The 24,021-nt window shown below is 39.4% G+C and carries 20 protein-coding genes; 17 read left to right on the forward strand and 3 right to left on the reverse strand.

What is annotated here, in order from left to right:
• Window positions 1-51 precede the first annotated feature (51 nt).
• The 16 genes from ybaK to IEV17_RS08100 all read left to right on the forward strand — a co-directional run bounded on the left by ybaK (window position 52) and on the right by IEV17_RS08100 (window position 19,514).
• Window positions 52-519, forward strand: a complete 468-nt coding sequence (gene ybaK / locus IEV17_RS08025) for a Cys-tRNA(Pro) deacylase (RefSeq protein ID WP_004662049.1) — start codon at window positions 52-54, stop codon at window positions 517-519.
• A 321-nt stretch (window positions 520-840) separates the two neighbouring features.
• Window positions 841-2,625 (forward strand): IucA/IucC family protein, encoded by a 1,785-nt coding sequence (locus tag IEV17_RS08030; RefSeq protein WP_004662050.1) that lies wholly within the window; start codon window positions 841-843, stop codon window positions 2,623-2,625.
• Window positions 2,618-4,099 carry a lysine N(6)-hydroxylase/L-ornithine N(5)-oxygenase family protein gene (locus IEV17_RS08035; RefSeq protein ID WP_004662051.1) on the forward strand — a complete coding sequence of 494 codons (1,482 nt, stop codon included), beginning with the start codon at window positions 2,618-2,620 and terminating at the stop codon, window positions 4,097-4,099. Before IEV17_RS08030 ends, IEV17_RS08035 begins: the two co-directional genes overlap by 8 nt.
• Window positions 4,096-5,913, forward strand: a complete 1,818-nt coding sequence (locus IEV17_RS08040) for an IucA/IucC family protein (protein ID WP_004662054.1) — start codon at window positions 4,096-4,098, stop codon at window positions 5,911-5,913. Before IEV17_RS08035 ends, IEV17_RS08040 begins: the two co-directional genes overlap by 4 nt.
• Window positions 5,914-5,943: 30 nt before the next feature.
• On the forward strand, window positions 5,944-6,582 hold the full coding sequence (acbD, locus tag IEV17_RS08045; RefSeq protein ID WP_004662056.1) for an acinetoferrin biosynthesis acetyltransferase AcbD: 639 nt from the start codon (window positions 5,944-5,946) through the stop codon (window positions 6,580-6,582).
• Complete coding sequence (locus tag IEV17_RS08050; protein ID WP_004662057.1) at window positions 6,579-6,950, forward strand: hypothetical protein; 372 nt, start codon at window positions 6,579-6,581, stop codon at window positions 6,948-6,950. Before acbD ends, IEV17_RS08050 begins: the two co-directional genes overlap by 4 nt.
• Entirely contained in the window at window positions 6,947-8,188 is a 1,242-nt protein-coding gene (locus IEV17_RS08055) for an MFS transporter (RefSeq protein ID WP_004662058.1), read from the forward strand. The genes IEV17_RS08050 and IEV17_RS08055 overlap by 4 nt, the downstream gene beginning before the upstream one ends.
• 18 nt (window positions 8,189-8,206) lie before the next feature.
• On the forward strand, window positions 8,207-10,474 hold the full coding sequence (locus tag IEV17_RS08060) for a TonB-dependent receptor (RefSeq protein WP_004662059.1): 2,268 nt from the start codon (window positions 8,207-8,209) through the stop codon (window positions 10,472-10,474).
• Window positions 10,475-10,499: 25 nt separating this feature from the next.
• Window positions 10,500-11,768 (forward strand): MFS transporter, encoded by a 1,269-nt coding sequence (locus tag IEV17_RS08065; protein WP_004662060.1) that lies wholly within the window; start codon window positions 10,500-10,502, stop codon window positions 11,766-11,768.
• Between the two features lie 186 nt (window positions 11,769-11,954).
• Window positions 11,955-14,081: a bifunctional mannitol-1-phosphate dehydrogenase/phosphatase gene (gene mtlD, locus IEV17_RS08070; protein ID WP_004662061.1), complete on the forward strand. Its 2,127-nt coding sequence runs from the start codon at window positions 11,955-11,957 to the stop codon at window positions 14,079-14,081.
• 84 nt (window positions 14,082-14,165) lie between these two features.
• Complete coding sequence (locus IEV17_RS08075) at window positions 14,166-14,789, forward strand: 2'-5' RNA ligase family protein (protein WP_004662062.1); 624 nt, start codon at window positions 14,166-14,168, stop codon at window positions 14,787-14,789.
• Window positions 14,790-14,791: 2 nt separating this feature from the next.
• On the forward strand, window positions 14,792-15,310 hold the full coding sequence (gene cobU / locus IEV17_RS08080; RefSeq protein WP_004662064.1) for a bifunctional adenosylcobinamide kinase/adenosylcobinamide-phosphate guanylyltransferase: 519 nt from the start codon (window positions 14,792-14,794) through the stop codon (window positions 15,308-15,310).
• 1 nt (window position 15,311) lies between these two features.
• Window positions 15,312-16,382: a nicotinate-nucleotide--dimethylbenzimidazole phosphoribosyltransferase gene (gene cobT / locus IEV17_RS08085; RefSeq protein WP_004662067.1), complete on the forward strand. Its 1,071-nt coding sequence runs from the start codon at window positions 15,312-15,314 to the stop codon at window positions 16,380-16,382.
• On the forward strand, window positions 16,372-16,977 hold the full coding sequence (locus IEV17_RS08090; protein WP_004662069.1) for a histidine phosphatase family protein: 606 nt from the start codon (window positions 16,372-16,374) through the stop codon (window positions 16,975-16,977). The genes cobT and IEV17_RS08090 overlap by 11 nt, the downstream gene beginning before the upstream one ends.
• A gap of 110 nt (window positions 16,978-17,087) precedes the next feature.
• Window positions 17,088-18,671: a histidine-type phosphatase gene (locus tag IEV17_RS08095; RefSeq protein WP_034601357.1), complete on the forward strand. Its 1,584-nt coding sequence runs from the start codon at window positions 17,088-17,090 to the stop codon at window positions 18,669-18,671.
• A 102-nt stretch (window positions 18,672-18,773) separates the two neighbouring features.
• Entirely contained in the window at window positions 18,774-19,514 is a 741-nt protein-coding gene (locus IEV17_RS08100; protein WP_004662072.1) for an adenosylcobinamide-GDP ribazoletransferase, read from the forward strand.
• Window positions 19,515-19,570: 56 nt separating this feature from the next.
• On the opposite strand, the gene IEV17_RS08105 is transcribed toward IEV17_RS08100, so the two are convergent.
• The 3 genes from IEV17_RS08105 to IEV17_RS08115 all read right to left on the reverse strand — a co-directional run bounded on the left by IEV17_RS08105 (window position 19,571) and on the right by IEV17_RS08115 (window position 23,740).
• The gene (locus IEV17_RS08105) at window positions 19,571-21,037 is read right to left on the reverse strand and encodes a PepSY domain-containing protein (RefSeq protein ID WP_004662074.1); all 1,467 of its coding nucleotides are present in this window, start codon (window positions 21,035-21,037) and stop codon (window positions 19,571-19,573) included.
• A 3-nt stretch (window positions 21,038-21,040) separates the two neighbouring features.
• Window positions 21,041-23,164, reverse strand: coding sequence for a TonB-dependent receptor (locus IEV17_RS08110; protein WP_004662075.1), 2,124 nt, complete (start codon window positions 23,162-23,164; stop codon window positions 21,041-21,043).
• A gap of 75 nt (window positions 23,165-23,239) precedes the next feature.
• Complete coding sequence (locus IEV17_RS08115) at window positions 23,240-23,740, reverse strand: hypothetical protein (protein WP_004662076.1); 501 nt, start codon at window positions 23,738-23,740, stop codon at window positions 23,240-23,242.
• A 92-nt stretch (window positions 23,741-23,832) separates the two neighbouring features.
• Between IEV17_RS08115 and IEV17_RS08120 the strand changes: the two genes are divergently transcribed.
• The gene (locus IEV17_RS08120; protein WP_034601361.1) at window positions 23,833-24,021 is read left to right on the forward strand and encodes a hypothetical protein; all 189 of its coding nucleotides are present in this window, start codon (window positions 23,833-23,835) and stop codon (window positions 24,019-24,021) included.

The following is a 24,021-nucleotide window of genomic DNA, read 5'->3' on the forward strand; positions in this document are numbered from 1 at the left end:
AAATGCTACACTTATGCTACTTTAATCGCTAAAACAAAGAACTGAGAAGAAATGACTCCAGCTTGTAAGTTATTAGAAAAAAATAAAATAGCATTCACAATTCATGAATATGAACATAATGTAAATGCAAAAAGTTTTGGCTTAGAAGCAGCAGAAAAACTCAATCTAAATGTAGATGAAGTATTCAAAACGCTAATGGTCACCGATGAAAAAAATTATTTCATCGCAGTTTTGCCAGTGAATCATCAATTAAATTTAAAAAAAGTCGCATCAGCAGTAGGGTGTAAGAGGTTACAAATGGCCAATCCAAAAGATGCTGAGCGTTTAACTGGTTATTTAGTCGGTGGAATTAGTCCTTTAGGACAGAAAAAACGACTCAAAACTGTAATCGATGAAACAGCGAAATCATTAAACAAGATTTATGTAAGCGGTGGAAAAAGGGGATTGGACATTGGTCTTAACCCAATTGATCTAGCTAAGTTACTGGAAGCTACATTTTCAGATGTTTTAGATTGCTAATATTTTTAAAAAAGGGCTTTAAAACATAAAGCCCTTTTATTTGATTTATAAAAACAATAAAAGAATGAATTACAATTAAAATAATTGATAATAAGAATTATTATCTTTTGTATTTTTCTTGATCTAAATGAATTTTTCACTATAAAAAACAGAGTATTAAGTAGGAAAATCTAAGCTAATTTTGTAATTGCTATTGTTAATGATAATAATTATCATTAATTAAATCTTATTTGCAGTGAATAACATTGTAATAAGGTTTGTTTAGAGCTCAAAACATTCGAAAAAAAAATTAACTCTCTCTTTATAAGAGGATACCGACAGATGCAATCACTTGCCAATCGGTTGGCGATACAACACTTCGTCAACGCATATACGCAAGAAACTGGCAAAGGTCACTTGCTTAATAAAAATCAGCAAAGTCCGCAACAACAAGCGTTTAGCCAAGGTTTGACGCTGTTATCAATCCCAATACATTCTATTCAAGCACAATGTAATTTCCCTTTATCTTATGTCAGTCGAGTCGGGCGACACCGTTTAGCAGATGTTCCACAAGTTATTATTCATGGTCAAATCAAGACATTTAGTCCTGTTGCAATCGTCGGGTTATTGCTTGAAGAACTCGTTTTTGAATCGTCTATTCCATTAGATGCTGCATCTTTAGTAGAGAAGTGGATTCAAAGTCGTGATGCACTGCAACAGTTTTTAGTACAACGTGAGACCGATTTTGATGATTTGGTTAAAGCAGGTCAGAGTTTCATTGAAACTGAGCAGGCGCTTATTCTGGGGCATAGTATGCACCCAGCACCAAAAAGTAGAACAGGTTTTGTGCATGAAGATTGGCTAAAGTTTTCACCGGAACACAAAGGCAAGACACAACTACATTATTGGCTGGTGCATCAGGACTATATTTCTGAAGGTTGTGCCACGGATGAAAACATTTCAGCTCAATTAAAAACAGCGCTACAGTGGTATCTGTCTGAAAATGATCTCAATCTGCTCAAGACCCACACCGAATATAAATTACTCCCATTACATCCTTGGCAAGCCCGTTATTTGCAAAGTAAGCCTTGGTTTGAACGTTTAAAACAAACGGGGCAGTTAATTGATGTAGGCTTAAGAGGCTGGCAATTTTCTCCAACCACTTCAATCCGAACACTGGCGAGTTTTAATGCACCATGGATGGTAAAACCATCACTTTCAGTGATGATTACCAACTCGATTCGGGTGAACTTAGCCAAAGAATGCCACCGTGGTGAGTTAACCCACCGTCTATGGCACAGTGAATTTGGTCAGAATATTTTAAAGCAGTGCCCAAGCTTAAAAGCGGTGAATGACCCAGCGTGGATTGCTTTAAAAATTGATGATGAAGTGGTGAATGAAAGTATTTGTATTTTCCGAGATCAGCCATTCCATCCACATCAGCAAGTCACATGTATTGCATCCTTATGTCAGGATCATCCAGATAAGCCTCTAAATCGTTTTAATACCTTATTCGCAAAAATTGCAAAAGCACATCATGAAACCGATTTTTCAGAAATTGCTCTGGATTGGTTTAACCGCTTCCTTGAAGTCAGTTTGCAACCGTTGATGTATCTATACCATCGTTATGGCATGGCTTTTGAGTCACATCAGCAGAATGTGCTGTTGGAGTTAGAGAATCATTTCCCTAAAACCTTATGGTTACGTGATAACCAAGGTTTTTATTATATTGAAGAGTTTGCAACCGAAATTCTGCAAGCACTGCCTGAACTGAAAGAAAAAGCATTTGCCGTTGGTCCTAAAGATTTTGTCGATGAACGTTTTAGTTATTATTTCTTTGGTAATACCTTGTTTGGCATTATCAATGCCATTGGCGCAACAGGCTATATTACTGAAGATGAATTGCTCGAACATTTAACAAGTTTCTTGCAGGAGCAATTGCAGCAATATCCAGACAGTACCTTGTTGCAGGGATTATTGTTTAATTCAACACTGCCTTATAAAGGTAATTTGCTGACACGTTTGCATGAGCTAGATGAGCTCATCGCACCAGTTGAAAATCAATCTGTCTATGTACAACTGCCAAATCCGCTGCGTATTTCTCAGAAGGATGTCAGTTATGCTTGATTTCATTGGAATTGGTCTAGGACCATTTAATCTGAGTCTGGCCAGCCTGCTGCATAATAAAAGCACACTGAACTATGCAATTTTCGAACAGAAAGCTCAGTTTGACTGGCACGCAGGAATGCAGTTACCCAATACGATATTGCAAGTGCCGTTTATGGCGGATCTGGTCTCAATGGTTGATCCAACCAGTCCATTCAGCTTCTTAAATTATCTGCGTCATCAGCAGCGTTTATATAAGTTTTACTTTTTAGAACAGCCGCATATTCCACGCTGTGAATATAACCACTATTGCCAATGGGTTGCAGAGCAACTGGATTGTATTGAATACCAATCTCGTGTTTTGGAGATTGAACCTCAAACCATTGGCTTTAAAGTTGTGGTGGAATCAGAAGGTGTTCAGCACAGTTATTTATGCCGTCATCTGGTCATCGGAAGCGGTAATGTTCCTCACTTGCCTGAATGTTTGACCAAAGTACAGCAACAGCAACCACAAAAATGTCTGCATTCTGCGCAATATATGACGCATGCCGATACAGATTTACACGGCGATGTGGTGGTACTTGGTTCTGGGCAATCTGCTGCCGAAGTCTTTATTGATCTGTTTGATGAGCAGCAAGATACAGCCAATCATCAGTTCGACCTACACTGGTTTACGCGTTCTCAGGGCTTCTTCCCAATGGAATATGCGCCATTAGGACTGGAACATTTTAGCCCAGATTATGCACAGCATTTTTATACTTTACCAACTGAGAAGAAAGAACAGCAATTGCAGAAGCAGTCTTTGTTATACAAGGGCATTAGTGCAAAGACCATCCGTGAAATCTATCAAAAATTGTATCACCGTAGCATTGCGGGTCAAAGTTTGCAGACACATTTACATAGCCAATGTGATTTGAAAGATGCAGAAGTATTAGAGACGCAAAAAATTCGACTGCATTTCCAACAGCGTGCCACGGCACAGGCTTTCCACTTAGATTGTGATTTCCTGATTGCTGCAACAGGTTACGTTACGCCTGACTTTGACTTTATGCAGTTCCTGAAACCTTATATTGAATTTGATCATAAACAGCGTTGGCAAATCACAGCAGACTATCGAGTTTTACATCATCTGAATGGCCATATTTTTGTTCAAAATCAGGAAATGCATAGCCATGGTGTCGGTACACCAGACTTAGGGCTGGGTGCTTATCGTGCAGCGACAATTATCAATCAATTGCTTGTTGAGCCACTTTATGAACTTGCTCAGCAGGCGCAAACCTTCCAGCATTTTGAAATCACTCAAAATCCTAAAATCCAAATGGTAGATGACCAAGCGCTGCCAGAAGATGCTGTTTCTGGAAAAGTTGTGAACAAAAAACACTCTATTTTAAAGAAAACAGAACAGAACACGATTACGGCACATTCAAATAGTCGCTGTGCAAATACACGGGCACAAAATGCTTCTGTACATTCAACTTATGAGAAATTGATATGAACTTTGCAACTTTAAAAATTAATCAGCAGCAATGGCGTGCCGCTGGGCAGCGTCTCATTGAAATGGCGATTGCAGAGTTTCTATATGAAGAAATTATTGAAGTGAAAGCCATATCCGCAGGACGTTATCAGTTAGATCTGGGCAATCGTCAGTATGAGTTTCAAGGCCATCAATATTTGTTAGGGCACTGGAATATTCAGGACGGCTCGGTACGTGATGTAAGCAAGGGTCAGCAGAGTGATCAGCCTGCTTGGAATTTACATGAGTTTATTGTTGCAATGGCTGACAGTTCCAATGTAAAGCCATTCACCAAAGCGTATTTGATTAAGGAAATGAATAATACTTGGTTGGCAGAAGCGCACCTATTTAATGAAGCGCGTTTACCAAGCACAGCAGTGCTGACTGAACCGCACTATAAAGTTGAAGGCATGCTACGTGGTCACCCTTGGCTGATTATGAGCAAAGGCCGTATGGGCTTTGGTTATGATGATTATTTAAGTGCTGCACCAGAGCTATCTCCAGAAGTCAAAGTACTCTGGTTGGCTGTACATCGTGATCTAGCAGAATTCCGCAGTACAGAACAATGGGATGCTTGTGGTTTATATCAACATGAATTTGATGCCAATGAACTACAGCAGTTCATCCAAATTTTGAAAGAAAAAAATCTCGACCCTCAAAATTACTTTTTGATTCCTGTACATGCTTGGCAATGGCATCAATGGTTGGTTCCAACCTATGCCAATGAAATTGTCGACCAGAAAATCATTGAGCTCAACATTAGCCAAGACAGCTATGTGCCAATGCAGTCTATTCGTACATTATGCAATACATCGAACTTACAACGTCATTACATTAAACTGCCTGTCAGTATTTTTAATACCGCTGTTTATCGTGGACTACCATCAAAACGTAATCTTGCTGCGCCAGCTGTAACTGGATGGTTAAAGCAAATCCATCAGCAAGATCAAGACCTGCAGAATACCGGTGTGGTTTTCTTAGGTGAAGTTGCAACTTTAACCATTCACCAGCCATGTTTTGACCGAATAGAAGGTGCACCTTACCAATTTAAAGAGTTGTTTGGTTGCTTGTGGCGTGAAAGTGTCGATCGCTATGTTGATCCATCACAGCAAGTGCTCTCTCAAGCAGCCTTATTACATCGGGATATTTCAGGTCAATCAATCCTAAGCGTACTGATTCAAGCATCAGGTCTAAGTCCTTTGGCATGGTTAGCACAATTTGCCCAAGTCTGCCTCAGTCCGTTACTGCTTTGTCTGTATCGCTATGGCTTAGCTTTTTCACCGCATGGTGAAAACACCATGTTGGTACATGAAAATGGTGTGCCAAAAGCATTGGTATTAAAAGACTTTATTGATGACATCAATTTGGTGGATGAAGATTTCCCTGAATTGGCGCAATTGCCATCTGAAGGCAGTTTGTTATTACGTCATGAAGCGACAGATTTAAGTCATTTTATTTTCACTGGGCTGTTCATGGTGCATTACCGTTATATCTGTAATGTGTTCTTGCAAGATTACCCAGAATATTCAGAACAGGATTTCTGGCAAACCATTTCTAACACCATTGTTGCGTTTAACCAACAACATCCCGAGTTGGCTGAACGTGCTGAAAAATTTGCCATGTTACGCCCAACCTACACCAAAATTTGTTTGAACCGTGTCCGCCTATTTACCACCAGTTATAACGATGAAGCAGAGCGTCCAGTGCCTGTATTCCTTGATCCAATCCCTAACCCAGTCAGCCCTGAAACATTGGCTGAATGGTCGATTCAGCAAACTGAATCGAAAGCGGGTTAAGTCTTCTTCTAAATTTTATAAAGGTTCGATATGAAAACAATTTCTCAGCAATTACCTGACTACTTTGAATACCACGAAGATGGAACACAGTATTACTTACGTCAAGTGCAATATCCACAAGATATTCCTTTGCTGCATCAATGGATGCATGAACCGCATGTCATTCCACAATGGCAATTGAATAAATCTGAGTTAGATCTACAAGTTTACTTCGACAAAATGCTAGCAGATGACCATCAACGTTTATTGATTGTGGGCGTGGATGGCAAAGATGTGGGATATACCGAAATCTATGAAGGTAAACGTGATCGTTTAGGCCGTTATTATGAAGGTGATGACAATGATCTCGGTTGGCATTTGCTATTTGGCGATAAATCTGTGTTTGGCAAAGGCTTTTTACGTCCAACAATTCGTTTACTGAGTTTCTATATTTTTGAACATTCACAAGCGAAAAAAATCGTGGGTGAACCAGACCATACGGTTAAACCTTATGCTGCTGTGGTCGCAGAACTTTGCTACGAAACCCAAAGTTTAATTCCGATGCCAGAAAAAACGGCAATGCTGTATTACTGCTTTAGAGAAACTTTTTATAACAAGTTTGGTGAATATTATCAAACATCACAACAACAGCTAGCTGATCAGCCAGCCAAAATCCTGAGTGTTACATGAGCCTATCTATCAATGAGATACACATCTTGGACATGCGCTTTGCCGCGCATGTCTCAGTGGCAGAATTTGAGCAATGGTTAATGCATATTCAACAATATTTCGAACAAAAAAGAAGTTTTGTGCTGATTATGCAAACCGAGCCGAATACTGAATTTCCCGAAGAATATCGGGTGATTCAGGGGAAATGGTACAAAAAATATAAACAAGATTTTTATCAATATTGTTTTGGCCTTGCTCGAATTGCCCAAGATGAAGCAGATCGTATTCGATTAGACACGCCAGCTTTGCAAAAAGCCTGGCATGTTCCTTATTTTGTCAGTTTAGAAAAGACCGATGCCGTGCAATGGGCGATGCAGAGGTACTTATGAATCAACAAACAAAACCTGACCAAGATTTTCCAATCAAAACAGTCTCTGCACTGAGTTTATCTGCGGTGGTGGTGTTGTACCTTGCTCATGCATTACCCCTGTATTTTTATAATGTTGCCTTACCTGCGATTTTGCGTCATCAAGGGGTTGATCTGCGTTGGATTGGCATGTTGTCGCTACTGTATATCCCATGGGCCTTTAAGTTTTTTTGGGCGACCTTAATTGATTGTTTTTATTTTAAGGCACTTGGTAAACGTAAGACTTGGCTTTTATTTACTCAAATTGCCTTGGTATTAGGTGTCGTTGCCTTGGCTTTGACTCAATTCGATTACGGTCTAAGTATCTTTGTCATTGTCGGTCTATGGATTTCAACCTTTGCCGCAACCCAAGATATTGCGATAGATGGTTATACCGTTGAAACCTTTTCTGAATCCGAATATCGCCTAGGCAGTATGGCGCAAAGTATTGGCGTGGCGTTAGGCAGTATGATTGGTGGTGCTGCAACTTTGTGGCTTTATCAATTGTATGGTTGGCAAACAGCACTGATGTGTTTAGCTGCAATGACAGCACTGACCATGTTGGCAGTGTTTCAGATCAAAGAAAAAACCAATACTGAAAAAATTGCCAAGCAAGCGCCGAGTCTGATTCGCGCCTTTAAGCGCCCTGAGATGCTTTGGGCTTTGGCTTTGATCGTGTGTTATCGCGTAGTCGAAGCACCAGCAATGGCCATGCTAAATCCAATGCTGATTGATCAAAAATGGTCTCTGGCAGAGATTGGGGTGCTGATGTCTGTGATTGGTGCTGGTATTGGCTTGTTGGCTGCCGTAACAGCGGCTTTCTTACTAAAAAAAATAGCAGCAACACAATTACTGATTTGGGCTGGTTGGGCACGTAGTTTGGTTTATGCCGTGCTTGGTGCAGCCGTCTTACTTAGCTGGTTTAACCAGTGGCATATGTTATTGGGGTTATTTGTTGTGGTTATTTTGGCGATTCGCTATATCGCCATGACCGCTTTATACGCTCATTTCATGTATACCAGCTCCAAAGAACAAGCTGGAACAGACTTTACAATTTTGGTTTGTTTCGAGCTATTGGTTTACTTCATTGGCGGTGCAATGTCTGGTTTCTTGGCCAAAGCCTTTGGTTATGGAAATTTCTATCTCATTTTAGCGGCAGCATCTGTCTTGAGCGTCTTGCTCAGCCAAGTGTTAATCCACAAAGCAAAACAAACGGAATAACTCACCTAGGGGTAATTTATGAAAGTACCTTCACTTTCAACATCATTAACGCTATTAAGCTTAGCAATCAGTACTCAATTGTATGCACAAACAGTTGAAGCTGATGCCGCTGTTCAAACGACTGCTGCAGTAGAAAGTCAAAAACCAGCACAACTTGCACCCATCGTTGTAACTGCATCACGTTCAGCACAAAGTATTGCTGAAATTGCGGGTACAGTTTATCGCATTGAACAAGAAGATATTGCAAAACAAGCTGCCGCAGGTAAAAGTACGGCAGATATTTTAGGTTTATTAGTACCATCATTGACACCAAGTTCTGGTACAACCAGTAACTATGGTATGACGATGCGTGGACGTACAGTGCAATACATGATTGATGGCGTACCGCAAACGGGTTCCCGTGACAGCTCGCGTCAGTTAAATAGCATCAGCCCAGATATGATTGAACGTGTTGAAGTGGTCTCGGGGGCAAGTAGTATTTATGGTTCTGGTGCAACGGGCGGGATCATCAATATTATTACTAAAAAAGGGTCGACCGACGGCGTTCATTTTGAATCAAAACTTGGCGTAACTTCTGGCGATAACTTTAAAAATGATGCCTTGGCTTATGAGGTGTATCAATCTGCTGCTTTTAAACAAGGGGACTGGAATGGTTTTCTTGGGGCAAGCTATACCAAACGCGGTGAGATTCAAGACAGTCATGGTGACCGAATTGGGCCTGAAGTCGCACAGACTGACCGTCAAGATACAGAAACTATTGATGTGAATGGTCGCTTGGGTTGGCAGTTTACTGACAAGCAAAGTATTAGTATCGGCGCACAATATTATAATGACGAACAAGATAGTGACTATGGTGCAGACTATGGACCAGGACTGGCAGTTTTATTGAATGGTGCAAAACCAAGCCAGAAAGCAGTCAAAGGTTTGGAACTTAATACTCAGCCAAGAACGAAACGTGCAGCTGTAAATGCACAATATGAAAACCAAGATTTCTTTGGTCAGACTTTAAATGCGGAGGCTTACTATCGAACTGAAAAAGGTAGATTCTATCCGAGTGCAAATACTTTGGCACATACATCAATTGCAGGAGGAGGAACATATATTGTTACCCAGTCTGAGACGGATATTGATGTATTTGGTGCAAGGTTAGCGTTACAGAGTAAACTAGACCTTGCAGAGCGAGCTTTACATTTAACATATGGAATGGATTTTGATAAGGAAAAAGGCAAAGCAACAGCCCAGTTATATGATTTGAATACATTTATGAGTAGTAATGGTTTGAAATTCAAACCATTAAATAATTATGGTTTTGGTCCAGATGTAGATACTGAGAAACTCGGTTTCTTCTTACAGAGCCAATTTGAAGTCACTGATCGCTTAAACCTACAAGCAGGCTTGCGCCATGAACGAATTGATAGCCAAGTGCAAGATTCTGTTCCTTATTCTGAAGCGATGGTTGCAGATTTCGTCTCAGGATATAACTCTAAGACTTTAAAAGGTGGGTCGGTCAAGCACGATGCGACTTTATTTAACTTAGGTGCTGTTTATCATTTAACAGATACTCAACAAGTCTTTGCCAATTTCTCTCAAGGTGCAAACTTACCAGACGTACAACGTATGCTCAGAGACGTTCCAGCAAACTTTGTTGTAAGCAATCAAACCATTGATCCAATTAAAGTGAATAGTTTTGAGCTAGGTTGGCGTCTACAAGACAATGCGTTAACCACAGGGCTTACGGCGTTCTATAACAAGTCTGATAAATCTTTGAAATTTGGTCCACCAAACTTTGCAATCGAAGTGATTGATACTGATGAACGTATTTATGGTCTAGAAGGTAATGTGAAGTATGTAGTGACTGATGCATGGAATGTCGGTGGTACTTTGGCTTATACACGTGGTCAATTTAAAAATACCAACGGTAAATGGCAAGAGTTAGATGCCATCCGTGTTGCACCCTTAAAAGGAACTGTCTATTCAGATTGGCAATTTAACGATGGTTTAGGTTTGCGTGTTCAAACCTTGGCAATTGGCGGTACAGACAAAGCACGTAAAGAAGCCATTGAAAATGGCAGTCGTCCGCCTGCTGAAATTAAAGGTTTTGCAGTGATGGATGTGATTGCCAATGCGAAAGCCGGTCCGGGTACTTTAGGATTTGGAGTTTATAATGTTTGGAATACTGATTATAAGTCTGTATATAGCCAAGCAGTTTCGACCGTGTATGGCGATATTTCTAGTCTAGCTGCACAAGGTCGTACTTATGGTTTGAGTTATACCCTCAAATACTAATCTAATCAAAAAGGCATCTGTTTAGATGCCTTTTCTTTTGATGATTTTGATGATGAACAATAATTTAAAATTTTTAGCACTGGCTGCTTTGATCAATGGAACTTGTTTTTCCATGATTCTCCCTTTACTTGCTCCATTGACACGACAATTGCATTTATCTGAATTCCAAGGTGGCGTGATTGTTTCCGCAGGGGCAATCTGTATGGCAATTGCATCGATCTGGATTGCGAAAAAGAAAAATCAACTATCTCCCAACCAACTCGTCAATTATGGTTTTTGGGGAATGACCTTTACTTGGGCTATTTTCACCTTGATTCTGTATTTTGGAACACAAGCGATTTTACCCACGTTGTTCATTTTTATTTTACTGGTATTGAGTCGTGCTTCTACAGGCATTTTTATGGCTTTGCCACAAATTGGTCTGCAAAGTTATGTGATGACACATGCAGTAGAAGCGAATGATCGTAGTAAGCAGATGGCTATGTTTGGTGCAATGAATAGTTTTGGGATGATTGTTGGGCCATTTGCAACTTCAGTTTTATTGTTTGGTGGTTTACTTTTCCCGATGTGGATTGCTGTGGCTTTACTTGGCTTAGTCAGTATTGCACTCGGCATCCTATTTAGTAAAAGTCCGCAAGTTCAGGCTGACTCATTCAATCCGCAACAAGATAAAGATAATGCACTAGCGAATGAGCCGATTATGAAGCAAAGTCTGATCTGGTTAACTCTAGGTTTTGTCACTTATGTTGCAATTGTGACTTTAAATATGACGGCAGGTTTTTATATTCAGGATAAGTTTTATCTCAGTAGCCAACAGAGTGCAGTTTATTTTTCTCAATGTATGTTAGTAGTTGGAGTCTGTCTGGTACTGACGCAGCTTTTAATTGTGAAAGTCTTACAACTTAAATTAAATAGTTTGGTGATTATTGGCTTAGTCACCATGTGTTTTGGTCTATTACTTTCAATCTACGCACCCACAATTTTTGTATTTCAGGCAAGTTATATTTTTTATGGTATTTCTGTGGCGTGCTTATTACCTGCATTTACCACAGGCGCTGCTCAAGCCGTATCTCAGCAATCACAGGTTAAAATGGCAAGTTTTTGTACGGCAACACAGGCACTGGGCTTAATTGTTGGCCCATTACTCAGTACATTCCTGTACCGTTTTAATACCCATTTCCCATTCTATTTATTACTTTTCTTAACCCTATCGATTGGCCTTTATTTTAGCTGGGTATTGATTCGAAAAAAGGATGAAACGACTTTGTTAGTTGATGAAAACACACCAAATTAGACTAAAAAACATTCACTTTTTTGGTTGTGATGCAAGGAATCTTTACAAAATTAGGTAACTATAAGCTTTAAAAAGTAATAATTGATCGTTTTTTAATCAATTTTATTTCATTTATTAACGAGTTGGATTCTAGTTTGTTTTTTTGAGTACCCTATAAAGCGTCATAGCAAAATCAAAGGAGTAAAGATGCTTATTTTTCATGATTATCCTGTTCAAGGAGCACTTTTTGACATGGATGGAACAATGTTTGATACCGAGCGCTTACGCTTCCAGACATTGAAACAGGCATCAAATGAGCTGATTGGACAGGAATTTTCAGATGAATATTTGATGCAGTGTCTAGGGTTGAGTGCGAAAGCATCTGAGCAGCTGGCACAAAAGTTTTATGGTGCAGATGTTCCTTATACTGCCATCCGCAAACGTGCAGATGAAGTGGAACTAGAATTTGTCCGTAACAATGGTGTACCAATTAAAAAAGGATTGATTCAGGTCTTAGAACGACTAAGAAAATCAGGCTTAAAAATGGCAGTCGCGACCTCGAGTCGTCGAGCAATTGCCGAAGAATATCTAATTAACGCGAATGTTTATAAATTTTTTGATCTGTTGGTCTGTGGGGATGAAGTTGAAAAAGGTAAACCGCATCCAGAAATCTTTTTAAAAGCCGCACAAAAGCTAAATCTACAACCACAACAATGTCTAATGTTTGAAGATTCGGAAAATGGGATTTGTTCAGCCTATGATGCTGGCGGTATCACGATTTTATTCAAAGATATTAAAGAACCCAATGATCATATGCTCTCTAAAGCAAATTTCTATTATCAGGATATGTATGACTTTTTGAATGGTTTAGATGAGTTTATTCCCGAAATGGGCATGCCACAGTTACAAGAGTTATTTCCGCAGAGTTCCAATCAATTGACTGTTGGAATTCATGGCTTTGGGGCTATTGGTGGTGGTTATGTGGCTCAGATCCTGTCGTATTGGGATGGTTACACACGCCCAAAAAGGATTCTGGCATCAACTAGAAATCGTTTATATTTAGAGTCAGTGAATAGTTTTGGCAGCTATAGTATTCGGTATGGCCAGTCTTCCTATGATGAGCGTATTGATAATCTCACTGTGATTGATGCTGATAATGAACAGCAGATGCTAGAAATGTATATGCAATCTAGCCTGATCGCACTGTGTTTACCTGAACAAGCGATTGAGTCTGAGGCGAAAACGATTGCGAAGGGACTATTGGCCCGTTTTATGTCAGCAGATGCGGACAATAATGAGCCGATTACCTTTTTGATTATTCTCAATAAAGTGTGTGCAAAGTATTTGGTCTTAAAACACATCCGTGAAGCCTTACTGACCATGACGGATGAAGATATTGCAGAACATATTTTAAGTGAACACTATTTTTGTGATACCGTGGTCAATCGAATGGTGTCAAAACTGACGGATCAGGCCTTGTATCGTCAGCTCAATATCAAGCATAATTTATTTAAACAATATCAAAATGATCTCAATCCAGAAACGATTGAACTTTCAGAGGAAACCGCTCTGACTGAAAAGCAAGAACAGCAGATTACCCATTGTTTAGAAGACATGCGTGGGCAGTTTCAAACAGGGCAATTCTTACAAAATATGGATTTGATCCTATTCCATAGTGAAATGGATATGCCGATTTACGTGGAAAATCGCAGTCCATTGTTGAGCAAAATGCGTCAAATGATTTTAGTTGATCAGATTTCTGAGATTCAAATCATTAAAAATCGGCTATGGAATGGCTGTCATGCCATGTTGGCATGGTATGCCAGCGCACTTGGACATGACACCATTGGTATCGCCATGGCCGATCCAAAAATCATGAAATATGCAGAACAAGTGGTCAACGAAGTTAAATTGGGTTTGGCCAATATGATTCCCAACCAAGCCAAAGAACTGGATCGTATGGCGGAAAGTTTTCTGCATTCTTGCCGAGCTGCCTATAAAGATCCATGTGAGCGTGTAGCCCGTGATCCGCTTAGAAAGCTCAATCTGAATGAGCGGGTTTTAGGCAGTTTAGAATCTCATGTGCAGCAACAGCTTCCATACCAGAAGTTAATGCAAGGTGCAATTTATGGCTATGCCTATGCGCTGAAAATGCTTGAGCTGGACGAAATTAAGATTGTAAAACATGTCCAGACCAATATTGAGCATATGGATATTACTGAAAATCAGAAGAAAGCCCTATTAAACCAGCTCTATCAAGGGATTCAGGCGCAACTCAATGATAATAATACGTTCATGTCACAGTTGGAGGAGTTAAAACCTCTTTCTGCATAAGAAGCAATGATCACAGTGAAAGTGCCTTAACTTCTATCTGGGTTTATGTTTGAATAACACAACGTTAAACAGAATGCTGAAGTTGTGTTATTACAAGCAGAGACCCAGTTGATTGCGACCGAAATGCGTGATTATCCCGAATGGCATTTGGGGCGTTCAGATTATGGGCTTTGGTATATTGAGATTGATCAACCTGAGTTGATTCACTATTTAGATGAAATCCAAGCACAATTTTCAGGTCTATTGCTTCCTGCACAGCAACGCCAATATCACATTACTTTATTTGTTTGTGGTTTCTTGCAGCCTGCTGTTAAGCAATACGATGATGATTTTCAGATTCAACAATTACAGCAGCAGATCAAGCTGATTGAAGCATTACAGCTCATACCTTTTGAGTTGGAAATCACGCAAATAGATAGTTTTAACAGTGCCTTGTTCCTGCACATTCAAGATCAGCAGGGCGTACTCGCCCAAATTCGTCAGCAATTTGCTCATGTATCAGACGAGGTCGCAGCACTTGAATATTGTCCGCATATTACTTTAGGCTTGTATCGTGAAGCTTGGCTGAGTGATATTGTACTTGAGCGGATGCAACAACTTTCGGTAAAAACTATAAATATTGAGGTTAAAAAACTGACTTTTGGTTATTATAAAGCACAGATTTTACAAGGATTCCTATATCCTTATCGGCAAATTGAACTAGGTTAGATATGTTGCAACTGATTTTAGGTGGGGCGCGCTCAGGTAAAAGTCGTTTGGCAGAACAAACAGCCAAAGAGACAGGTTTATCTGTCATTTATATTGCAACGGCGCAGGCCTTAGATACAGAAATGCAGCAACGTATTGCACATCATCAACAGCAACGTCCAGCCCATTGGCAAGTGTTCGAAGAACCAACTTATCTGGCAGATCGACTCTTGCAATGCGATCAAGCGAATCAGCTAATTTTGGTCGATTGCTTGACCTTGTGGCTGAGCAATTTGTTATTGGCTGAAGACTCTGCATTGCAGCAGCAACAAATACAGCAATTATTAAATGTATTACCACAATTAAAATCCAAGATTATTTTGGTTAGCAATGAGACGGGCTTAGGTGTTGTGCCTATGGGTGAGCTTAGCCGTCGCTTTGTTGACGAAGCAGGTCGTTTACACCAGAACTTAGGTCAACTCGCCAATAAAGTTGTGTTTTGTGTGGCAGGCTTTCCAATGATTTTAAAAGATGAGAAATAATATGACTGAACAAGCGCAATGGTTTTTAGCCGCAGTACAACAACCTGATCTAGATGTAAAACAACAAGCTGAGCAACGTCAACTTCAATTGACCAAACCAACAGGCGCATTAGGTGATTTGGAGCAAATTGCGATTAATTTATCTGCTTTACAAAGAACGGTTTTCCCTAAAATCAATAAACCTTGGATTACTATTTTTGCTGGTGATCATGGTGTTGTGGCAGAAAATATTTCAGCCTATCCTCAAGCAGTAACTCGTCAAATGTTGCAAAATTTTGCGTCGGGTGGTGCAGCAATTAGTGTGATTGCCAAACATCATCATGCCCATTTACAAGTGATTGATTGTGGGACAGTAGGCGATAGTTACAATTATGTGGGGGTTGAATGCCATACTATTCGTGCCGGCACTGCAAATTTTGCAGAGCAAGCTGCAATGACCAATCAAGAGTGTTTAGCAGCGTTAGAGCTGGGTAAAAATAGCGCTGATCTTGCTAAAGCGAAAGATGCGGATATTTTTATTGCAGGTGAAATGGGAATTGGTAATACCTGTTCAGCTTCAGCACTTGCTTGTTTGTTGCTGAGTGAATCAGCCCAGCAACTGACAGGTTTAGGAACAGGAATTAATATTGAGCAATTACAACATAAAATAAAAGTGATTGATCAAGCAGTAAAGTTTCATAGAGCAAATGTGGCCAATGATGCATTAAAAATTCTGGCTGCTGTAGGTGGATTGGAAATCGCTGCAATCACAGGGACTTATTTACGATGTGCGCAAATTGGTTTACCTATTATCGTCGATGGCTTTATTAGTTCGGTCGCAGCTTTATGTGCAGTACGTATTCAACCACAAAGCCGTGAGTGGATGCTGTTTGGACATCAATCGGCTGAATATGGTCATCAGCGTGTTTTAAAAGAATTGGATGCCCAACCAATCTTAGCGATGAATTTACGTTTAGGAGAAGGCAGTGGTGCAGGATCAGCATTATCTATGATTCAGCTTGCCTGTGTCTTACATAATCAAATGGCAACATTTGTTGAAGCTGCTGTAACAGGTGATAAAGTTGCACCTTGATCTGCTACGACATGGTGAAACAACACTCAGTCATACTTTACGTGGGCACTTAGATGATGAATTGACTGAAAAAGGTTGGTTGCAGATGCAATCAACTATTCAGTATCATTTAGATACTCAGACACAATGGGATGTCATCATTAGTTCGCCTTTACAGCGTTGCCATAAATTTGCGCAAGCATTGGCGAAACAACTCGAATTGCCATTGCTGCTGAATGCAAAAATCAAGGAAATGCATTTTGGTGATTGGGAAGGTATTGCGACTCAAACTATTTATGAAACAGCACCTGAGCTATTGGCTAATTTCTGGCAATTTCCAACCCAATACCATGCTCCCGAAGGAGAGTCTTTGCTTCAATTCCAGCAACGAGTCATGCATGGTTTTGATGAAATTTATATACAAATGCAGCAACACAACTGGAACAAGGCATTGGTTGTGACGCATGGTGGGGTGATTAAATTGTTGACTTGTTTGGCGCGGCAGCAGAATTTAGATGATTTATTAACCATGCCCGCAGAGTTAGGGAAATTATATGCTTTAAACCTAACTCAAGTTGATAATCAAATTCATTTTTCTGAAAAGACAGCAATTTAGTAGTTATAAAATCTTATTCTATTTCCAGTATTTGCTTAGATCATGTAATCGAACTGTCATTGCTACTGCCTATGATACATGTCATTTCTTGACCTATAAGCTAATTCATTATGAATATATTATTGAAAAGCAGTGTGTTATGCGTGAGCATTTTATTGGTGGCATGTAATAACGACGATCGCTCAGAATCAAAAACAATCCCAGAAAATAACACGGTATCAAAATATTATCAAACCAAAACGCCATATCAACCTCAACAAGACCTTAAAAAATACGAAGCAATTCCACAAGGTTTTAAACCTGTTTTTACTGAGTTAGTGGCACGTCATGGTTCTAGAGGATTATCGAGTATTAAATATGACTTGGCACTTTATAATTTATGGAAACAAGCCAAGGCTGAGAATGCTTTAACACCTTTAGGTGAAAAACTCGGTGCCGATTTAGAAAGTATGATGAAAGCCAATATCCTGCTTGGTTATAGGGTGGATGGAATCCGTCAGTATGGATACGGCAATGAAACAATGCTCGGTATTCAAGAACATCGTGGTATCGCAGATCGTCTTTTACAGCGTTTACCTGAGCTATTTAAAACAGCAGCAACACAACCTGAATCCATTTTAGTTCAAAGCTCAGGCGTAGATCGTGCGGTTGATAGTGCCAAGTTTTTTACTGCTGAATTGATTCAACAACAACCCCAATTGAAGACTCAAGTTACACCTGCTTCATATACAAGTTTGGCGAGTAGTAGCGTCCCATCTATTGAAGATGGTGGCGTAGATCGTTTTAAACTTTATTTCCATAGCTTGAACAAAGATCAAGATTTAGCTAAACCATTATCAACTCAACAACAAGCAATTTATGATGCTAGCCAAGCCTATCAAAAGTTTGAGGCAGAAGATGTAGTTCTTGCAAATAAGCTTAGTGAGCTGGCAAAAGATACACGCGCACAGCAAATTGCAATGAATGTACTTAACCCAATTTTTAAGCCTGAATTTATTAAAAAATTAGGTACAACGGGCTATACCTTTAGTAATAGCGGTGCTTATACCGTGACATCGCCAAAAGGTGAAACCATTACAGAAAAAGGGAAAGGGAAAAATACCATTGCAAGTGCTGTGGATGCAGCAGCTTATCTTTATGAGTTGTATTCAATTTCTGGTGGTATGCAGCTTGAATTAAAAGATGTGAATTTTGATCAATATATGCCTGTAGATGCAGCAAAATTCTATGCTGAATTTAACGATGCAAATGATTTTTATGAGAAAGGGCCAAGCTTTCAAGAATCAAATGCTGTCACCAGTAACATTGCTCAAGGTCTAAAACAAGATTTGTTTAAGCAAGTAGATGCAATTGTCGATAAACAACAGTCCCACCGCGCTGTGTTACGCTTCGCACATGCAGAAATCATTATTCCACTGGCGACCAGTTTGGAGTTACATGACATGATGCAGCCTTTGCCTTTACGTCAAACGTATAACTACAGCAATAGTACGTGGAGAGGTGAAGTAGTATCGCCAATGGCTGCGAATTTACAGTGGGATATTTACCAAAATGCTCAAGGCACAACTTTGGTAAAAATGCTCTACAATGAAAAAGAGACCTTGTTTAAATCATCATGTAAATATGCACAATATAGTACCAACAGTTTCTATTATGATTATTTGAAGCTCAAACAATGTTATCAAATTCAATAATCTAGCTGATTTATCATTTTAATTTGGGAATAGGGTTCTATTCCCATTTTTGTTTCTTCATAATCTGTAAATCATCAATATTGTTTGACTGAGATTTCTTGCATGACAGCTTTTTGGATTGCTTTGCAATTTTTAACAGTTTTGCCCATTGAATTAAAAACAATGCCAAGTGCAAAGCAAAATGGTCAAGCGATCTTATTTTATCCATTTGTGGGTTTGTTGATCGGACTCATTCTGTTTGCTTCATCTCTAGTTTTAGTCAAGCTGCCAATTTTATTGATAGCTAGTATCATTTTAGTGTTATGGATTTGGCTTACAGGTGGGCTTCACCTTGATGGTTTAGCCGATACAGCAGATGCTTGGGTGGGTGGTTTTGGTGATCCTGAGCGTACACTCAGGATTATGAAAGACCCAAACTGTGGTCCAATCGGTGTGCTGAGTCTTGTTGTGGTTTGTTTACTCAAGTTTGCTGCGCTGTATGTACTGCTTGAGCAGCATCTCAATGCTTTTTTGATTCTCGTTCCAATGCTTGGGCGTAGTGTTCCATTATTTTTATTTCTAACTACAGCTTATGTTCGTGATAAAGGGCTAGGACGTTCAATTACTGATTTTATTCCAAAGAAACTTACATGGGCTGTTTTTATCATTACAATTTCATTACTTTGTATGTTTAAATGGTTGGGGTTTGTGACTTTTATCTGCTTTATTGCTGTATTGTTTTATTTAAGAGCTTTATTTATCAAAAGAATTGGTGGGATTACTGGTGATACTGTCGGGGCTGCAATTGAGTTGATTGAGACAGGATTAATGCTAAGTTTTGTGGTGGCTTCATTTTATATTTGATGGATTTAATTCTAAAAAATTGACCCTTCTTAAATTCAGGAGGGTCAACAAAGAACTTAGGACGATTTTCGAGCTGCTAATGTGCAACCGAAGATCACAAATAAAGCGATGAGTCCAGCAATACTACCTAACAAGATATCCCTGAGCGTTTTATCTAGTGGTAGCCATGTCCATTTATGTAGATAAGCAAAGCTAAAACCTTCTAAAGCATCTTGTTGAGTGACTTGTGCTGCAATTACACCGCTACTTGGCTCAATATACAACCTGAGTTGATCGCTTAAATTGCTTTCAACTTTAACTACGGGTAAACGTTTGTTGATAAAACCATATTCACCACTAAAACTGGTGACCCAAGAGCTTTGAGTAAAATGATGCAATGGTAAATGTAAATAGTCGGCAGCCAACTGCTTACTTTGCTCAAGCGTATTTAATTTTGTAGCGGTATTCGCATTGATCAATTCAATTGCAGGGGCAGCACTTTTGGCATGATTATGATGATCATGTTCTTTGGCTGCGGTCATGCTGCCTTGTAGCTGTGGTTTACCTGAAAATTGAACCATCCAACCAGCTTGAGCGTGATCTTGACCAAAGGAGATCGGTACAAGGTTAAGGCGTTGTATTGGCTGTCGAACAGCAGTTTTCCATGCGGCAGCACTTAAATCCTGTGTACAAAACATCGGCTGAATGTTCACAATCTCAGATTTTTTATGCCAAACATGATAGAAACCACTCGACACCCACAATAAGATAAATACACTTAAACTGATGCCCAAATAGCGATGTAAAAAGCGAATCGGCTTGTGAGCTAAACGATGGTTCTGGCGATTACGAATCCTAAAAAACAATCCAAATCCCATACAAGTCAGCACTAAAATGCCAATTAAGGCAATTTGCATCAGTATACTTTGTCCTGTCCACGATTGATCGCCCCAAGTCCATGTATGACCTAAACGAAATATTTTCGCCATCCACATTTTTTGGTCATTGGAGAGCGTGGCTAATCGAGATTGTGATGGATCGATATAAGCCCTTAAACCATTGTCAAAACTTACACGCCAAACAGGCAATAAACGATTCACACCTGGGTAGTCATCACTAAACTCAGTGATCAGTTCAGTCGAAATGATCTGTTGTTTGGCTAAACCCGTATACCAAATCGCAAGACGTTTTGCATCTTGTTGCTCTGCATCTTTAATGAGTTGACCTGATCGACTATTAAAATATTCCGCAATGTTTTGATTTGGCTTTAAAATTCGGTAAGCCACAAGCTCAGGTTGTAGCTGAATGGTTTGTAATCCTGAAAATTTTTCAATTTTATGCTGTTTCAACACTTGAGGTGCAGGCAAAGCATTTTTTAAGTTGAGTTGCTGAGATGGTGGCATTCGTTTGACGGGTTGGGGTTGTGTTGCACTCATGATTGGATGCAACACACCTGTTAAAGACCACATCAAAACCAGAATGCCAAGCACCATTCCAAAGCTACGATGAAATTTCAGTAACTTCTTGAGTTGATTGGCATTCATTGTTTATTTTCCAAAATGATAACGCAAACCTAATAAATAGGTTCGTGGTGCTGCAGGCGTATAACTAGCTTGATTACTGCTATATGAAGTACTGTCAGCATAATGGACATCAGCTACATTAAGAATTTGCCCATAAACCTCATAAGCATTTTTACGATAATTTGCACGTAAATTTAGAATGGTATGCCCATCATATTTTTCAGTATTAGCATCATCGATCCAATATGAACCGACATAAACACCTTCAGCCGAAAGTAATAATGCTGGAATAGGTTTGATTTGATACTCAATCGTACCAAAACTTTTTGGAGAGTTTGCCATCGTATTATCACTATAATTAAGTGTTGAAGATGGCTGCCATTCTTTGTACTTATGTTCTGCAAAACTTCCAGATAGCTTCAAACGCTGGTCATACAGTTCACTGATTTTCCAAGTCCCACCAATTTCGATGCCTTGATGTAAGGTTTTGCCTGCATTGCGAGGTTCACGTATTTCACGTGTATTTTCAATTTTTGTATAACTAATTATTTCATCCTTACCTTGTAAACGATATAAGGTAATTTCTCCATCCAGTCGGTCATCTAAAACTTTGAAACGTAAACCCGCATCAATATTATTAAATGTAGCTTCTTTTAAGTTTGGTGTGACCAGATTTGCGCCATATAAACTACTAACCTCTGGTGGCACAAAACCTTGTGACCAATTGCTATACAGATCTAATTCAGGTGAGATATTCCATACAAAACCAAGTTGAGGGCTTGCCTTGTGAAAACTACGTTTTTCATCTGGCGCACCTGTAACTTTAGAGGGGATAAGCTTGTTATCAAAGTCATAACCGATCCAATCATAGCGTGCACCACCAACCAAATTTAGATTTGGCAAAGCTTGCCAATTTGCTTGTGTGTACAATGCTTGGTTATTGACATCAACTTTGAAATCACGTAATAGCTGACGTTGCTTGAAACCCGTATAAACTAGCGTGTTTGGATCACGAAAAACTTGAATATCATTGGTTTGAGCTTGGTTCGGCGAATGATCTGCCATTGCTCCGATGATCAATTTCACCTGATTCAAATTAATAGAATGCTGTAAATTTAATCCATAAGATTGAAAAGCGTTATAGGTGGTTTGCCCACTATAAGTTCCTGTAGGTATACCATTCTTATCAGCATCCTTACGAATGTTATAACTTGGATTTTGATCGGTTGTATTATCGCGATAATATACGGTCAATTGACTTTGTTGCTGATCATCCCATTGATGGTTAATCTGTGATGAAAGACGGGTTGAGTCTACTTCTCGATATGTAAATGTTTGATAGCTATAACCTGGACGTTTGCTAAAATCATTTGCATTTAGGCTACCCGTCATATCGGTTTTTAAATGGTTGTAGCTGAAAATATTTTTGATTTGAGTGGCATCTGATATGCGCCAATCATGTCTTAAGGTTACACTTTGCTTATTACTTTCAGCATGATCTTGCCAGCTATCACCACGATCACTGGCATATGCAGACAGTCTTAAACCATGTTCACCATACTCTGTATCAAATGTATTGGATGCACCCAAGTCTAAACGGCGATAACCTTCAGAGCTTGCACTCACACCTAAATCAGCAGTTGGAGTTAAACTCGGTGCTTTGGTGAGGAAATTAATCGTGCCACCAATTGCATTACTTCCATACAAGCTACTTGCTGGGCCACGCAAAATTTCAATGCTATCAATTCCAGCTAAATTTACTTCATATAAAGCATTGTGGTTAAACACACCGACTGGGCGGATCGAAATGCCATCTTCCAAATATTGATAAACAGCAGAAGTGGTGATGGGTTGACGAATCGACATCATATGTTGTTCGTTGCCCAAGTCATTCATTAACACACCTGGGGTTTGATTAACTAACTGACCAATGAATGTGGCATGTTTATCATCTATATCTTGGCTAGTAATTTTGCTAATCGCAGCAGGAGTATTATTTATCGATTCACCTTCACGACTTGCCGTGACTACGATTGTAGCTAGGGTTTTTGTTTCATTTTCAGAAGCTGTTTCAGCCAGAGTGATTGAGCTGTAGGTAATCGATAGACATGCAGTCGTTAATACTGACAAACGAAATTGAGTATTCATATTTAACTCTATAAAAGCAATAAACGAGGCAGTACCGCAGTGAGACACTGAATACGGAATGTTAAAAAAGCATTTTTATAGAGCGAGCGGTGGTGCTTGTTTAATTGGAAAGATATAGAAGATACGTGGAATTTGCAGATCTTCTGACCACGTATAACATAGGCATCGCACACGACTAAACCAAGCCAGTACAAAGATTAAAATAAATGCAATTAAAGGAATAATTGCAACTGCATCTAAACCATGTGTACATAAAGGACAATGCTTCATGATTTGACTAGCAAGGGCAAAAACCTCTTTTGCATAGTCACTAAGTTGATCATGCGCAGTCGATTGTAAATGCTGTTGATGATGCATTTCATGCATAGCGTGATGGTGACCTGAATGAGATTCAGACAACATCAAACTATTTTTAATATCTGTGACTTGGCAATGTGTAGGCATTGCATAAAGTGCAGGTACGACGCCAGTATGTACCATCGTTGGTAAGAAGATATGCCAGAGTAAACAAAGCAAAGTAATCGCACCGAATGAGGCACGCCACTTTAGCAAGTGTTGACGAAAACTGGACTTCATATCAGCGATACGTCGTAGGGGAAATGTGGCAGCAGTATAATTAAAAAAATGTTACAGTTCAAAACAAATCCGATATTTAAGAACACAAATATATGGCAGATTACCGTATAAATTTTCCAGATTTTTTCGATGACGAAGAATGGGTGTTTGAATCTAAAGGATGGATTATTTTAGTATTAGGGGTCGTCTCAGGAAACGGAAAATATAGCACGCTAAGGTTTTTCAATTGCGCGCAATGGCCTAAATTTTCCACCACCTATCTTGGCTTTGCTTCGCCATAG

This window comes from Acinetobacter modestus, from assembly GCF_014636095.1.
Classification (GTDB): Bacteria; Pseudomonadota; Gammaproteobacteria; order Pseudomonadales; family Moraxellaceae; genus Acinetobacter; species Acinetobacter modestus.